15 protein-coding genes and 1 pseudogene are annotated in these 15,228 nt (G+C 44.0%); 7 read left to right on the top strand and 9 right to left on the bottom strand.

Annotated elements, in window-relative coordinates:
* Nucleotides 1–2: 2 nt before the first annotated feature.
* From ACFQU8_RS08930 to ACFQU8_RS08945, 4 genes are all read left to right on the top strand, one after another.
* Entirely contained in the window at nucleotides 3–806 is an 804-nt protein-coding gene (locus ACFQU8_RS08930; protein WP_382358880.1) for a hypothetical protein, read from the top strand.
* Between the two features lie 39 nt (nucleotides 807–845).
* Nucleotides 846–2,309, top strand: coding sequence for an aldehyde dehydrogenase family protein (locus tag ACFQU8_RS08935; protein ID WP_382358882.1), 1,464 nt, complete (start codon nucleotides 846–848; stop codon nucleotides 2,307–2,309).
* 132 nt (nucleotides 2,310–2,441) lie between these two features.
* The gene (locus ACFQU8_RS08940; protein ID WP_382358884.1) at nucleotides 2,442–3,176 is read left to right on the top strand and encodes an IclR family transcriptional regulator; all 735 of its coding nucleotides are present in this window, start codon (nucleotides 2,442–2,444) and stop codon (nucleotides 3,174–3,176) included.
* Nucleotides 3,177–3,279: 103 nt separating this feature from the next.
* Nucleotides 3,280–3,531 carry a hypothetical protein gene (locus tag ACFQU8_RS08945; RefSeq protein ID WP_382358886.1) on the top strand — a complete coding sequence of 84 codons (252 nt, stop codon included), beginning with the start codon at nucleotides 3,280–3,282 and terminating at the stop codon, nucleotides 3,529–3,531.
* Between the two features lie 90 nt (nucleotides 3,532–3,621).
* Here the strand turns inward: ACFQU8_RS08945 and ACFQU8_RS08950 are convergent, their stop codons facing one another.
* Nucleotides 3,622–4,506 carry a DMT family transporter gene (locus tag ACFQU8_RS08950; protein WP_382358888.1) on the bottom strand — a complete coding sequence of 295 codons (885 nt, stop codon included), beginning with the start codon at nucleotides 4,504–4,506 and terminating at the stop codon, nucleotides 3,622–3,624.
* 262 nt (nucleotides 4,507–4,768) lie between these two features.
* Between ACFQU8_RS08950 and ACFQU8_RS08955 the strand changes: the two genes are divergently transcribed.
* A complete protein-coding gene (locus tag ACFQU8_RS08955) occupies nucleotides 4,769–4,966 on the top strand; it encodes a hypothetical protein (RefSeq protein ID WP_382358890.1) in 198 nt (65 codons plus the stop codon).
* Nucleotides 4,967–5,203: 237 nt separating this feature from the next.
* On the opposite strand, the gene ACFQU8_RS08960 is transcribed toward ACFQU8_RS08955, so the two are convergent.
* From ACFQU8_RS08960 to ACFQU8_RS08995, 8 genes and pseudogenes are all read right to left on the bottom strand, one after another.
* Complete coding sequence (locus tag ACFQU8_RS08960; protein WP_382358892.1) at nucleotides 5,204–6,400, bottom strand: cation:proton antiporter; 1,197 nt, start codon at nucleotides 6,398–6,400, stop codon at nucleotides 5,204–5,206.
* Nucleotides 6,401–6,521: 121 nt separating this feature from the next.
* Nucleotides 6,522–6,890: a hypothetical protein gene (locus ACFQU8_RS08965; RefSeq protein ID WP_382358894.1), complete on the bottom strand. Its 369-nt coding sequence runs from the start codon at nucleotides 6,888–6,890 to the stop codon at nucleotides 6,522–6,524.
* Between the two features lie 184 nt (nucleotides 6,891–7,074).
* On the bottom strand, nucleotides 7,075–7,215 hold the full coding sequence (locus ACFQU8_RS08970) for a thiaminase II/PqqC family protein (RefSeq protein WP_382358896.1): 141 nt from the start codon (nucleotides 7,213–7,215) through the stop codon (nucleotides 7,075–7,077).
* A gap of 64 nt (nucleotides 7,216–7,279) precedes the next feature.
* The gene (locus ACFQU8_RS08975; RefSeq protein ID WP_382358898.1) at nucleotides 7,280–8,845 is read right to left on the bottom strand and encodes a long-chain-fatty-acid--CoA ligase; all 1,566 of its coding nucleotides are present in this window, start codon (nucleotides 8,843–8,845) and stop codon (nucleotides 7,280–7,282) included.
* Nucleotides 8,846–9,170: 325 nt separating this feature from the next.
* Nucleotides 9,171–9,782 carry a Type 1 glutamine amidotransferase-like domain-containing protein gene (locus ACFQU8_RS08980; protein ID WP_382358900.1) on the bottom strand — a complete coding sequence of 204 codons (612 nt, stop codon included), beginning with the start codon at nucleotides 9,780–9,782 and terminating at the stop codon, nucleotides 9,171–9,173.
* A 110-nt stretch (nucleotides 9,783–9,892) separates the two neighbouring features.
* Nucleotides 9,893–11,116, bottom strand: a complete 1,224-nt coding sequence (locus tag ACFQU8_RS08985; RefSeq protein ID WP_382358902.1) for a Zn-dependent hydrolase — start codon at nucleotides 11,114–11,116, stop codon at nucleotides 9,893–9,895.
* A gap of 21 nt (nucleotides 11,117–11,137) precedes the next feature.
* Nucleotides 11,138–11,698, bottom strand: a pseudogene (locus ACFQU8_RS08990) (hypothetical protein); the annotation flags it as partial.
* A 74-nt stretch (nucleotides 11,699–11,772) separates the two neighbouring features.
* Complete coding sequence (locus ACFQU8_RS08995) at nucleotides 11,773–12,459, bottom strand: SDR family NAD(P)-dependent oxidoreductase (RefSeq protein ID WP_382358904.1); 687 nt, start codon at nucleotides 12,457–12,459, stop codon at nucleotides 11,773–11,775.
* A 152-nt stretch (nucleotides 12,460–12,611) separates the two neighbouring features.
* Between ACFQU8_RS08995 and ACFQU8_RS09000 the strand changes: the two genes are divergently transcribed.
* Together ACFQU8_RS09000 and ACFQU8_RS09005 are read left to right on the top strand one after the other, a co-directional pair.
* Nucleotides 12,612–13,283 (top strand): superoxide dismutase family protein, encoded by a 672-nt coding sequence (locus ACFQU8_RS09000; RefSeq protein ID WP_382358906.1) that lies wholly within the window; start codon nucleotides 12,612–12,614, stop codon nucleotides 13,281–13,283.
* Between the two features lie 301 nt (nucleotides 13,284–13,584).
* Entirely contained in the window at nucleotides 13,585–15,192 is a 1,608-nt protein-coding gene (locus tag ACFQU8_RS09005) for an amidohydrolase (RefSeq protein ID WP_382358908.1), read from the top strand.
* The last annotated feature ends 36 nt before the right edge of the window (nucleotides 15,193–15,228 follow it).

Genomic DNA, 15,228 nt, shown 5'->3' on the forward strand with positions numbered 1-15,228 from the left:
ATATGCGCGTATCTTTCGTAGAGATGTTTAACCATTGTAAAAAAGTGTTCCTTGCATGTGATATTCCTTATGGCTGTGCAGATGACGGAGCAGGTGTGGTCACATGGAGTGAATTTGTTGGCCTTCCCGGGATGCACGTGCTGCAGCGGGAAATTCCGAATATGCATCCGCCTGGCATGGAGAGTGTTAATCTGCTTCAGGAAAGTGAAGGATTGCTTCATTTTGACGGAGGCAAGCAGAGCGCCATCATTCTAGGAAAGCTGATGGCCGACTATGCCTTGTCACAGGCTGAGACAAGGGAAACAGTCCGTGTCCACATGGAAAATACAACCCGTTCACATTTACTGGCACAGCCTGCTAATTATATCGCATCACGCAACAGGGGGTGTTTGATAAATTACAAAACAAGAGACGGGCTGCCGATGTGGATTTTGTCCACGCCGGAGATCGCCTATCCCGTTTTTGCAGAAGGTACTAAAGCTGAGGAAATGGTGCAGCATAGCCTGACCGCAGAACTGGGACAGTATGAAACAACCAGCTTAATGTCTGATGATTTTTGGCTCGTTTGCACAACTAAAACGAACTTAATCACATCTTGTATCCGGAATCTCAGACAAGAAGCAAAATATGGCACCTTTCAATTGACCGAATCAGCGAAGTTGAAAGCGATATTTGAAAGGAACTTCAACAACGGTCTGGAAGTAAATGATCAGCTCTGGCAGGAACTGGACGACATTGGAAGACAGACGCTGGTCAGCGCAACTGAAGAATCAAGACAGCGCGGTGCCGGTGAAATGGGCCCATAGTAAAACTAGATTGATAAAATCATTTGAAGGAGGATTATCATGACAACACGTACAGCTATTACATTGAAAAATTTCGTAAACGGTGAATGGGTAACTCCATCCGGTGAGGCAAAAGAAGGACGGAATCCAGCTGACACGCGAGAAGTTGTTTCATCTTTTCGCCAGTCAACTTCTGAGGACGTGAAAGCTGCGATTGACACAGCAGCGGAAACGTTTCCGTCCTGGCGCAATACACCTGCTCCACAACGCGGCGATTATTTATTCAAAATAGCCGCTTTAATGGAAGAGGAAAAAGATGATCTTGCGAAAACAGTGGTACAGGAAGAAGGCAAAACGTATAACGACGCTGCCAAAGAAGTGGGTTATGCTGCAGGTATCGTCAAGTACTACGCTGGCGAGTGCCGCCGCATGAAAGGCACTATTCAGGAAGCAGACATGCCGAATATTCAAATTGAGACAAAACCTGATCCGCTCGGTGTCGTTCTGGTTGTAACACCATGGAATTTCCCTATGTCCATACCAGCCTGGAAATCGGCACCAGCGATTGCAAGCGGCAATACGGTCGTCCTGAAGCCATCATCTGAAACGCCATTAACCGTTATGAAATTTATGGACATTATCCGGCGCGCAGGCGTGCCAGCAGGTGTCGTTAACCAAGTGGTCGCACCCGGCAAACTCGTTCCGGAAATGATCCATCATCCAGCCGTTAAAGCTGTGACATTCACAGGCTCTAATCCGGTCGGGAAAAAGATCTATGCTGAAGCAGCGAAAGATATGAAACGCTGCCTGCTGGAGATGGGAGGCAAAAACCCTCTGATTGTTATGGATGATGCCGATGTGGATGAAGCTGTGCAGCTGGCGGCCGCAGGTGCATATGGCCAGACTGGGCAGGCTTGTACTGCAACAGGCAGAGTCATTGTCCATGAAAAGGTCGCCAAAGAATTCACGGACAAACTGGTTGAAAAAACGAAAAACTTCCAAGTAGGTAATGGCATGCAAGAAGGGATTGACATCGGACCGCAAGTCAATGAGGATGAACGGCAATCCACCCTTGATTTAATTCAAAGTGCCCGCGACGAAGGGGCTACTGTGCTGACCGGCGGCAAGGTGCCTGAAGGAGCCGAGACGGAAAACGGCTATTTTGTTGAGCCGACAGTCATCAGCGGCGTCAAACCATCCATGACGATTGCTCAAGAGGAAGTATTTGGCCCCGTCAATAATATTATCGAAGTCAGAGATATTGACGAAGCCATTGAAGTTGCCAACAACGTGGATTATGGTCTGTCATCATCGATTTGCACGAAAAACCTGGAATATATGAATCAAGCACTCAGTGAAATCGAAGCAGGCATTGTGAAAGTCAATATGACAACAACCGGAACCTTCTTCCAGGCACCATTCGGCGGCTATAAACAATCCAGCACAGGCACGTTCAAAGAACTCGGCAGTGAAGCTCTGGATTTCTATAGCCAGTACAAAACACACTATATTAAAAGTAACTAATACGATCGTGATGTGAATACCTGTGCGTAAGCAGCGCAGAAGGCTTTAAGGGTCTTGTGTGCTGCTTACATTTATTTAATTAAGTACTATGGTATAATAGTCAAAACAAACAACGGAAAAACGGAGGACGTTATGGCAACCAAAGCAGATGTTTCTGCAACTGTATTGCGAGCGATTCGCATCTTACATTATTTAAAAGAAACACCAGGTCCGCAAAGTGTCAGCTATATCAGTAAAGCCCTGGATTTGTCCCCAGCCATCGTGCATCGCCTATTGGCAACCTTAAAAACGGAAGGATTTGTTTTCCAGGATCTGCAATCTAAACAGTACTCCCTTGGTGCTGCCTTTTTGGAATATGCAAACAAATTATTAACCGATCTGCCATTCGCCCCCATCGTCGAGCCGTGGCTCCTTCATTTACGCAGCATGACTGAGGAAACAGCCGGATTTTATATCCCGAGCGGCAACGCACGTTTATGTGTCATGGAATATGAAAGCAACCAGGAAATACGGCGTTCTGTTGGCGTGGGCACCCAGCATCCGATTCATGCAGGCGCAACAGGCCGTGCGATCCTCGCCTTTCAGCCTGAAGAGATCCAGGAGCGCATTCTGCAGCAGCTGCCGCTGGAAGAACGAGATGCCTTAACGCAAAAACTGCAAACCACAAGGGATTATGGTTACGCCATCAGTTTTGAGGAAATCAACTCTAATGTAGCAGCGCTGTCGGCACCGGTTTTTGAACAGCAGCAAGTTGTTGGCGCCGTGTCGATATCAGGCCCGACATTTCGCTTTAACGAGGAACTGGTTAATAAACATATCCCCACGTTAACTGAGGCGACAGCCAGGATTTCCAACTCATTTGCCTAGCTTCACGAGGAAGATGTTTCATATTAATGGCCAATGGCTTTTTCAGATAAACAGAGTTATAATAGACTCATATAGTCAGCCAAAAGAGAGGAGGGTGCTATTAATGGCGGACAGCCAAAACGAGAAGATTCTGCAGGCGGTCAGAGAATTGCATGAGCAAATGAATGACGGATTCCGCAAAATCGATCAGCGTTTTGAAGAGATGGATAAACGATTCGAAGGAATTGATGAGAAATTCAGGCAAATGGATAAACGGTTCGATGACATGGAGGAAAGGTTCAGCAAATTGCAGGACAGCATGGATCTCCTGGCGAAGAAACAGTTCGATAATGAAACAGATATTTATCGACTTTAAAAAGCTACAGGTCAACACTGAAGCGCAGCAACAGTGCTGCGCAAAAGACACCATCCTGCAGAAGCAAGAGGCATGATACCCGCACCTGTTTTACTGGCGTCTTCTTAAGCGTCGCGCTCGGCGCTGGTAGGTCGCAAACAAGACACCGCCCACAATCAGCAACGATCCCGTAATTTCGTAAATCGTAATAGGCTTCTGCAAAAGAATAACACCCATGAGCATGGCCGCGAAAGGTTCCAGATTGGATAAAATCCCCGCCTTGGATGCATCAGCATAACGAATGTTTTGATTCCATAGTAACGTAGCGAGACCGTGGACGATGATCGCTGTCACAATTAGAAAGGACCAGCCTTGCCAATCACTGCTAACGCTCACTGGATCATCCATAATAAATATGACCGGAATGGATACAATCAAACCTGTCAAATTGGAATAAAAGGTGGTCGTCATCGGACTGACGCGCTGTGACAAGACACGCGTAATGATAATTAAAATGGCAAACGTCACCATGGTGGCAACAATCCACCATAAACCCGGTTCAAAATGAATGGCCGCGCCGCCCTTCGTTACCACAAAGTAAATGCCAGTGATCGCAATAACTGCTCCCAGAACCATACGCACAGTGATGGATTCTTTTAAAAACACTGCAGCCAGAAAGCCCGTAACGATCGGCGACATAGCCAAAATAAGAGCAGACGTTGTGGAATCCGCTGTCACAAGTCCCTCAAAGAAGGTAAGCTGGTTAAAAAACACCCCGACAATACCCAAAAGGACGATCAATCCCATATCACGAAGCGCTATTTTATGGAGACCTTGTTTGGTCAACACGATGATACTTAGGAATAAGACAATAAATAATAGCCTGAGTGATGTTAAAACGGCCGGTGAGAACTCATCCACAAGTATTTTTCCAAATACAAAATTACTTCCCCACGCAGCCACACACAATGTTAACCACATATATATTTTTAACATAAAATACCCTGTCCTTCTGTATAATCATAGCTGCTATAGAGACGACTATGGACACCCGTGACATATTTGTTATAGCAGAATAAAGTGCTGGAAGCAATTAAAAATCATGATTCGAAAGTAGATCTGGTGTTAGCATATAGCTTATTGACATTTTTCATAACTTTATCGTTAACTCAGCTGCCTGCTGCAATTTATCATACGATTGCAGCGGGCAGTTTTTTATGTTCAGCACTGTATAATATTTTAATGCTTAATAATTGATTTGTTTAATATTTCATTCACGTTTGCGGGAAGCGCCGTGTCAGCAACGATGGTTGGCGTTTTCACTGGTTCACTGGGATTTGGTTATCTGACGGACCGTATCGGTGCTAAATATACAGCACTGCTGGCTATGGTGTCAGGTTTATTATCGATGATTTTGTTGCACGTCTTTCCTGTAATGATCGAGACTGGGACATAGCGAAAGCGAATAACTCAAACTTCGAACAATGGCTCGGTTCAGCGGAGGAAAAGACGGAAACTCCTGCGGGAGCAAAGGTAGGTGAGACCCCGGAGCGCGACAAGTGCTTCGAAGGCTCACCAGCCGCCCGCGGAAAGTGACGTCTTTTTCCGGAGCGGTTCAGTCACACAAGTGGTTCGCGCTGTTGTCTCAGCCCCTTTTCCTGTCTCTAATTATGCGTTAATTATTTGAGCTTGTTTAATCTTCTTTAGAAGCAAGCGCTTTGGTTAAAGGTGTGATTCCCAGGCTCTGCACAATGAGTGAAATCAGAACAGCCGCAAAAGCGAGCGAAAGGATCAAGTTGTATTCACCGGCACTCCGGGATTGAAGCTCGAGAATCAGGAACACGGACATCGAGCCTTTTAAGCCTGACCATGTCAAGACAATGGGTTCACGCCAGGTGACGTGGTGACGCCATGATGGAAACAGTTGGAGGGTGCCAGAAATAATGGCAAAACGAATGATTAGTGAAACAGCAAATATGGCAAACGCAAACCCCCACGCGTTAAAGGCCAGATATTCGGAAGACTGAATGCCAATTAATAAAAACAATAAAGCCAGTATTGTCAGTTCAGCGATGCTCCAGAAGCCATTCAATTTTTCCTTTAGATGATTTTCCTGGATTGTGCGGCCGTATTCAAATGACAGCATAATGCCGGCAAATACGGTCGCCAAAACACCAGAGACCCCAATTTTCTCAGCCAGATTGAAAACGCCATAAGCAAGGATGATGCTCAGCATGACCTGATATTCACGGTTATGCGTGATGTGCACTGCTTTACTCATCAGCCAGCCGAAAATGATACCAATCAAAACCCCGCCGATAGATACAACTAAAAAGTCACGCAAAAAGTTCATGACAGTAAGTGACTGATCACCAAGCAGCATGCCTGACAGAAATGTGAATATAACAATGCTTGTCCCGTCATTAATCAGCGATTCGCCTTCAACGACATTTGCGATCTTAGGACTGCCGCCTGATTTTTTAAGGATCGTCACAACTGAAATCGGATCAGTTGGTGTTAAGATCGCAGCGACAACAAGTGCTCCCGCGAAGGAGATGGACACAAACGCACCGCTCATTACATAAATAACGGAACCAAGTATCGCAACGGTTGCTATGATGCCGAATGTCGCCAGAAACGTAATCATACCAGCGTTTTCCCGGAATAACTTTGAGGAAAAGCGGTAAGCGGATGTAAATAATAGCCCCGGGAGAAGTATGTAGTAGATTAAATCACTGGTGACCTGAATGGAGTCAAAATAGGGGATGAATGACAAAATAATGCCCGTCAGCACTAATACGACGGGCGCCGGTATATAACTTTCCTTTCTGTCGAGTGTATAAATCAGGTAGCCGATTAATAATAGTAAGATGATCTGTGCGGATGTCATGACGATTCTCCTTGCCAAGATGTCTTGTTAGTATCTGCTTTTAGACAAATTGCAATACGCCATTATCTCAGATTGATTGCCCCATTCGGATAAGATAATGAGATTATCCTGTATCCTATTTTTAGCGCCAGCGCAGAGCGATGTTAAGTTTACAGCAGTCCTTATGGTTAACTTGTGATTTAAACAGTAAATGAAGACCGTCAGGATTGAATTGAACATCTACATCAGATGCAATACCCGTCGACTTCATAAATTGTTTTACTTTGTCGTGTTCGGACATTTGTGCTGCATTCATGACTTTCGCGCTGAAATCATCTGATTCGGCAAGCTTGTCGATAATCACGCTTGCATCATCCATCAGTTTTTTCGTTTCGCTGGCTGATTGATTAAAAAGGGATGTATCAATTGCAGGATACTGCGGACGACTCCATCCGTATGGGACATAAGGATAATACCCATTATAAAACGCTTGACCATTGGCATAATACATGAATAAATCACCCCTGATTAATGCTTTCACCCCATTGTATGCATGCAGTCTTGTCTTAGGGCCTTATTCATTGGTGATTCTATATATGATACGGTCAGAAACGATGTATTAAAAGTATGATTGGCCGCTGGAGCTAAAACACTCCTTTCGAATTATACTTTAACCAGTTCGAAGGGAGTACTGGTTAAAGTATAGTTATCTCAACCGGCCACGCAAACCGATCTTCAGCCATGTCCCAGAACATATATTCAAAATAGCTCGTTATCACAACAATGTCTTTCAGTTGCTGTAATTCGTGTTCTGATGTTCTAAATAAGCGTTCCATAAAGGTTCCACCCGTTTAAAAATATATTGGTAACACTAGCAAATAATATTATCGGGCCGCGGGTTTACTCAGCTATCTCTCTTAACTGTACCTTCTGAATTTTACCGCTGGCGGTTTTAGGCAGTTCATCTAAGAAAGTGACGCTCTTAGGACATTTGAAATGGGCCAGTCTGTCGCGAACAAAGGTGATTAATTCTTCTTCACTCGCTATATGCCCTTCCTGGAGGACGACCATGGCATGCGGTGTTTCGCCCCACTTTTCATCCGGTTTCGAGACAATGGCCGCTTCCTGCACGGCAGGGTGTTCATGGAAGATACCTTCAACTTCAATGGATGAAATATTCTCGCCGCCGCTGATGATGACATCTTTTTTGCGGTCTACCATATTAATCCGGTTTCGTTCATCAATCGTCCCCATGTCACCTGTATGGAGCCAGCCATTTACAAGCGTCGCATTCGTTTCTTCTTCATTATTCCAGTAACCCTTCATAACGCCATTGCCTTTGACGATGATTTCACCCACCTCTTGTCCGTCATGGGCAACTTCCTGCTGAAATTCATCGACAACACGCACTTTGGTGCCAATCATTTCATAACCGGTTTTGGCTTTCATGGTGTAATAAGCATCTCCGGTTAAATCGCTGTCCTCGGATGACTGGTAGGAGGCAAGCGTTAAAGGCGAGGATTCAGTCATACCGTAGACGTGGTTGAACTCCCATCCCATTTCTTCTTCCACCTGTTTAATAAAAGCCTGCGGTGGTGCAGCTCCGGCAATGACCACACGCACATTTTGGCTGATGGCTGGTTTTGTTTCCATAAATTTATGAATAATACCGTTAAGAACTGTTGGTGCCATATGCATGACACTCACTTGATACGTCTGTACCTTGTCAAGGATGGCGGCGGGATCAATGGATTTCTGCATAACCTGTGTAGCGCCGTTGGCTGTGTAATAAAATGGTGCTCCCCAGCCATTCACATGAAACATGGGCAGAATGTGCATCAAGGTATCCTGGTCACTGACACGAATATGGTGCATGCTCGATAAAGCATGCAAGTAATTATTCCGGTGGGTGAGCATAACCCCTTTTGGCTTGCCAGTCGTCCCGCTTGTGTACAGAAGGGTCGCGGTATCATTTTCATCGAGATCAGCACGCGGGAAGTCTGCTTCCGGCTGGGACTGCAGCCAGACTGGATAAGCAATGTAGCCGTTGTTCGCATTCTCTGCACCATGGATAACAATTTGCTGAACCGTTTTCATTTCATTGATGACAGGTTCAATTAAAGGGAAAAGGTCATAATCGACGAATAGAACTTTGCTTCCGCTGTCATTTAAAATATACAGATATTCTCGCGGATTCAGTCTTGTGTTGAGCGATACCATGATAGCGCCCGTTTGAAAAATGCCATAAAAACCTTCATACATCTCCAGTGTATTAGGTGCCAGGTAAGCGACACGATCGCCTTGTTCCACGCCAAGTGAGGCCAGACCGTGTGATAATTGGTTCACGCGTCTATTGATATCGCTGTAAGTATAAGAATTCTCATCCTGATCAATGATAGCGGGCTTATTGCCATATAGACGGACAGCACGATCGAGAAAATCAGTCAGAAGCAGCGGCGTTTGCATATGGTATCTCTCCTTCAATTAGATAATTATCTAAATAGTAACATATTTAATATAGCAAGTATATTTTTAAGTCAGGATGAGGACCACTGGCTGATTTAGACCGCATTGTTTATGTCGGTTTGTCTAATTAACTGAGCATGGTTCAGTGAAATGGGGTTCACCGGTTAGCCCCGCGTTTGTAGCCTTTCGATCGAGGATGTTATCCGTGACACGACAGTGTAAGGACCTGTTTCTGAGCTTGCAGAAGAAGTTCACGAGCTTCATCGCCAGTATCATATGTAAAATGCCATAAAACGAGCTCCCTGTAATTTAAGGGAGCTCTTGTTTATTCAATAATGATGACTTCGCCGTCTTTCAGTGTCTTAAAGGGGATGTTATGATTCGTCATATAGGTAACCGTCTGATCCGGGACATTTGATTGGTAGTGTGGAATAATGGTATAGTCTAGTATATTTAAGCCGTCCCAAACCGTTGCATAGTCTTCGCCATATGGTTTTTGGTTTGGATCATCAACTAAATGGAGGCCTTCCAATGTCGGTCCAAGCATGCAGATGCCAGCACTGTAGCCGCCATATAAGATGTTTTTATTATCTTTATAAAACGTTCTAACAACATCATCGAAGCCGCTTAATGCTATGGCCTGTGCCAGAATAAACGTATTACCGCCTCTCACCCAGATGACATCGTACTGAGCGAGTGTATTTTCTAAAGCCTCTCTGTTATTGAAGTATTGTTTCAGATCGACGTTGTCTACAGTGAAACCCAGACGCTCTAGTTCCGATGCCTCACTTGCGTCAATGTGACTCTTCTCGTCCATGTCAGTCATAAAATCCATGGCATTGTTGATAAGAGCAACTTGTTTACTGCTATTTTTTGTCATGTTTTTGAGTTTTTGTTCTTCATTTCCCACGCCTTGGGAAGACAGGTAAAAGTTCATATGACCTCCCTATTTCTGTTAAATAGATTCCGTATGTTTCTACGTTAACAGAGAAATCAACGTACATCATATGAAAAACCTCAAATAGTTAGACAAAATTAACGTTAAAATCACGCTTCCGTCAGTTGTTTAGCTGTTTCATATAAGACATTAACCCCACGAGCTAAATCCAGCTCATGTGTATATTCCTCCGGACAATGACTGAGTCCGTCTTGACTTGGTACAAAAATCAGACCGACATCTGTTACATCGGAAAAAACCATAGCATCGTGTCCGGCGCCGCTGTTCATCTTGGTAGAAGCGATATTTAAATCCGTGCAAGTATCTGACAGTAACGATTGAATATGGTCATTTAATGTTTTGGGTCTTATATACAGAGACTGCTGTATGTTAGTTTTAATACGATCATTGTGATAAGAATGAATAAGTTCCTTCGCTTGATTAAGGATATTTAAAACATGCTCTTCTTGTGCTGATCGAATATCAATGGTGAAGTTTACACTATCTGGAATGACGTTTGCAGCATTGGGTGAAACTTGCAACTGTCCTACTGTAAGAACTGAGCCATTACCTTCATCGGCTGCTAGCCGCGGCAAGTCTGAAATCATTTCGGCTGCTGCTATTAGGGCGTCTGATCGTTTATCCATTGGTGTTGTCCCTGCATGACCAGCCTGTCCAATGACAGTCACATTCAGCTGTGTTAATCCTACAATCGATTGAACGACGCCAATTGGTATCTGGCTTTCTTCTAAAGTGGGACCTTGTTCAATATGCATTTCCAAAAAGGCCCTCATGGTACTCGGGTCTCGGTATATTGGCTGTGATATATCAAGCCCTGCGTTTGCCATCGCATCAGTGACGGAAATTCCGTCGGCATCTGTTATTTCACTAAAAGTGTTTTCTTTAATTGAACCTGTGATCCCACTGGATCCCATGAGACCACGAAAACGTGAACCTTCTTCCTCAATCATTGCAATAACTTCCAGCGGATAATGGGGTGTTAATTGATTATCCTGAAACAAGGCGGCAACTTCCAATCCAGCAACAACACCTGCTGCGCCATCATAGGCACCCCCATTTGGCACGCTGTCAAAATGGGATCCCACAATGACACTTGGCGCTTCCCTCAGTTTGCCTTCCAGCTTGCCATAAATGTTTCCCATTCCATCTTCTTGGACACGTAATCCATAGGACTGCATGGTTTGTTTAATATAGTCACGCGCCTGAAGATCTTCTTTGCTATAAGTAAGTCTTGTGACACCATTTCCAGGTGTTTTGGTAAAAGCACTTAAGTCCGTTATAAGTTGTTGAATACGTTTAGGTTTTGCCTGCATAGTGATCCCTCCATGTATTTTTTACAGAAACTTCACAAGCGTACCAGCTAAAATAACTGACACAATTGTAACGGTAACAAACCCGCCAACAAGCATCGGCGGCAGCATATAATTTGTTAAAACTTCCTTTTCCTCCTCATCATTTGTCAAAGAATCAATAACTTCACTTGTGATAATATAATCTGCTGGGAAACCATATAAAGCAGTTAAGGCCACCGCAAAAGACATTTCCTTACTATACTTAAGGAATTTTCCGGCTATTAATGAAAACAAGTACATACCCGCTATTCCTAAAATGATGCTGCCTATAAGAATAAAAACGATATTCATCATCATATCTGGTGTGGCATTTTTTAAACCGTCAAGTATATAGAATATTAGCCCCATCATAGCAAATCCAAATCCATTGGCTTTTTGTAAAGAATGTTTCTCCAGAAAGCCAACATGAGTCGCTAAGACACCGAAGATTAAACAAAGAACAAAAGGACTTATGGAAACGATTGGGTCTAAGGCGGTTGAGATAAGATAGGCTAAATAACCAACAAAAGCGAGCTTGAATAATTTGAAATAGTTGGTATTATATAAAAGTATCGTCTAAAAAAGGCAAAGCAGTAAATGATACTGCTTCGCCTAATTGAAAAATGATTACATAATGTTTAGGAAACGTCCGGTTTCACTACTTCGCCATGTTCTACGATCGCGCTGGAAGCAGCCAAATCAGGCAATCCACTGACAAGATCCATAGGGTCATATTTTCCTTGTGGGTTCCCCTCTGATGTGGCGTTTAGCGGATCAAACAGATTAACCTGGATGCCATTTTCCTTTTCTTCTTCGGCGACAGTCTTCATAAGGCCTTCAACAGCTGCTTTGCTTGCTGAATAGGCGCCCATACCTTTCATGAAGAAATTCACCATACCGGATGTTACAGAAATAAGTTTACCATTGTTACTTTGCCGCAGCATTGGGAGAAAAGCCTTTGTTGTCAGAAACTGACTCGTGAGATTCAAGTCAAACATGCTGTGCCATTGGTCGAGCGTCATGTCTTCAATTGAGCCCATAGCATTGACACCGCCTGCATTATTGACGAGAATATCGAGTTTCCCATCTGTTGTTTTCTCAATTTGATTGACAAGGTCTTGAATCTGCGCTGCATCTGTTACATCCGCCGGGGCTACGATTGTTTTGTCATTTCCGATCTCATCGGCCACTTCCTGCAGTTTTTGTTCGCGCCGGCCGTTTAGAATAACGGTTGCATCTTCTCTTGCAAATGTGATGGCTATCGCACGGCCTAGTCCTGATCCGGCACCTGTTACCAATGCTGTTTTTCCGGTTAATTTGGCCATTGTCTATCCACCCCTCATGATTAATTAGTCTGTTACATATCATATCATTTTATCTGAAAAATACAATAAATAAGCTTTTAAACCTGATCCGTTTAGTACCCGAATAATGCGTCAAGACTGATTATTAAATGATTTTGGAAAGGGGTATTGCAATGCAGATGGTTAAACGCTGGAGTCTGTTCATCGTTTTATTAAGCATCATGACTGTACTGGCAGCATGCGGTGGCAACGGTGATGATAATAACGCAGATAATCAGGACAATGCTGATCAAGAGGACGCTGCAGAACAGGACAACAATGCGGATCAGGAACAGAACGATGGAGCAGCTGACAATGAGAATGCTGATATGGATAACACTGAAAATGCAGACACACAAACAATCGAGGCAGACTTGGAGAATGGTGATCAAGAATCTGTCGGCACGGCAAAACTGGAGGAAAAAGCAGATGGTGTAAATGTCACGCTAAAGGGTGAAAATCTCCCGAAAGGCACGCATGCTTTTCACATTCATGCAAAAGGTGCATGCGAAGCACCAGATTTTAAGTCAGCTAAGGGCCACTATAATCCTGATGATACCGATCACGGCTTTGATACCCCAAATGGCCCGCACGCCGGTGATATGCCGAACATTGAAGTTGGCGAAAATGGCACGGTAACGCAATCATTCCTTGTCCGGGATGTGACACTGGATAAAGATGACGATCATTCCCTCACAGCAGACGGCGGTACAGCGCTGGTTATTCATGAAGGTGCTGATGACGGTGAGTCACAGCCATCCGGAGATGCCGGTAACCGTTTGGCGTGTGGAGTTATTCGTCAATAATTTAGCTGAGCTTTTCTGCACCTCCCCCAAAGTGACGGCTTTGGGGTTTTTACTATTATGTTTCTTTGGCTGACGTGTGAAATAGTTTAGTCATTTCGAATGATTTTAATTAAAACATCTTTATTTCTTATCTGTACTTATGAAAAAATCAAATCGAACATTTACAAATTGTTATAACGATGATAATTCCTCCGCTAACGACCGAGAATTTTTCATCTTGAGAAGGGCATATTAAAGCCTGCAATCATTACAACCGGCTTTAATAGGCTGAACATCACTCAGAAAAGGAGCGGGCGTTAATATGGAAACACTATATTATGGCGGCAGCATTATTACGATGAATCATAATTCTGAAAATGTTGAAGCTGTTCTTATTGACGATTGGAAGATTAAAGAAGTTGGAACGCTGGAAGTATGTAAAGCTTCGGTTCAGCATGATGATGCTAAAATGATTGATCTGCAAGGGAAAACGCTGATGCCAAGTTTTATTGACCCTCATAGTCATATGTCATTAGTAGGCCCTGTCGCTGAGATGTGTGATTTACATGCCTGTAATAACTTCGATGATATTGTCTCGACGCTTAAGTCTTGTGAAAATGCAAAAGGGGCAGATGCGCCGGATGTTATTCTTGGCTTTGGCTACGATCACAACTTTCTGGATGAAGGTGAGCACCCAACAAAGCATGTGCTGAACCAAGTGTCTGTGGAAAAACCAGTTCTTATAATGCATGCATCAGGCCATGTGGGAAGTTCGAATGATGCAACCTTAACCAAGGCGGGCATTGACCGGAATACCCCTGATGCAGAAGGCGGACATATTGGCAGAGAAGATGACTCAATGGAACCTAATGGCTACTTGGAAGAGGCGAATTTAATGGAATTACGTCACACGGTTCTCTCGGGTCAGTCATTTGACTTTTATAAGCTGGCAGTTAAAGGACAGGATGTTTATACAAGCAACGGGATTACGACTGTTCAGGACGGTGCAACAGGCGCTGATTCGCTTGAGCTGTTAAAGGCATTATCCGAAAATGAACAGCTGAAAGTGGATGTTGTGGCCTATCCGACTATTGCTGATAATCAAGAAGGTTTAAGCAAGAATCAGGCCTATGTCAAAAATTACTATAAGCGGCTCAAGATCAATGGTTATAAAATGTTTTTGGATGGCTCGCCACAAGGGAAGACAGCCTGGATGACTGAGCCTTATGCAGGTGAAGATACCTATCGGGGCTATCCGTCGCATTCAGATGAGCAAGTGAAGGATTACGCCAGACAAGCTATCTATGATAACGTACAGCTTTTAACACACTGTAATGGTGATGCCGCCTCTGACCAGCTGTTACAGAATTATGAGGCCGCTCTCGAGGAAACCGGTGATCCACATAAAAATTATCTGCGTCCTGTGATGATCCATGCTCAGACTGTCCGGAACGATCAGCTGGATAAAATGGCTGAATTAGCTATGATTCCATCTATTTTTAACGCGCATACGTACTACTGGGGTGACATTCATCTGAAAAACCTCGGCGATAAACGCGGAAGGCGGATCAGTCCTGCTAAATCAGCGTTCGATCGTGGTCTGGTCGTGAACTTCCACCAGGATTCGCCTGTTATTAAGCCTGATATGCTTCATACCATCTGGAGTGCTGTCAATCGTACCACGCGGCAGGGGCAATCAATCGGACCAGAAGAACGTGTCGATGTCTATGACGCTTTAAAAGCAGTGACGATCAATGCCGCTTATGCCTATTTTGAGGAAGATCAGAAAGGCAGTATTACAAAAGGGAAACTGGCCGATCTTGTCATTCTGGATCAAAATCCTTTAGCCATTGATAAAGACAAGCTGAAAGATATACAGATCGTTGAGACAATTAAAGAGGGCGAAACCATTTATCAAGCAAATGAATAACTAGCGTCAAATCACTTGCTGTATGTTTGTTATGTT

The organism is Lentibacillus kimchii (assembly GCF_042666895.1).
Classification (GTDB): Bacteria; Bacillota; Bacilli; order Bacillales; family Amphibacillaceae; genus Lentibacillus; species Lentibacillus kimchii.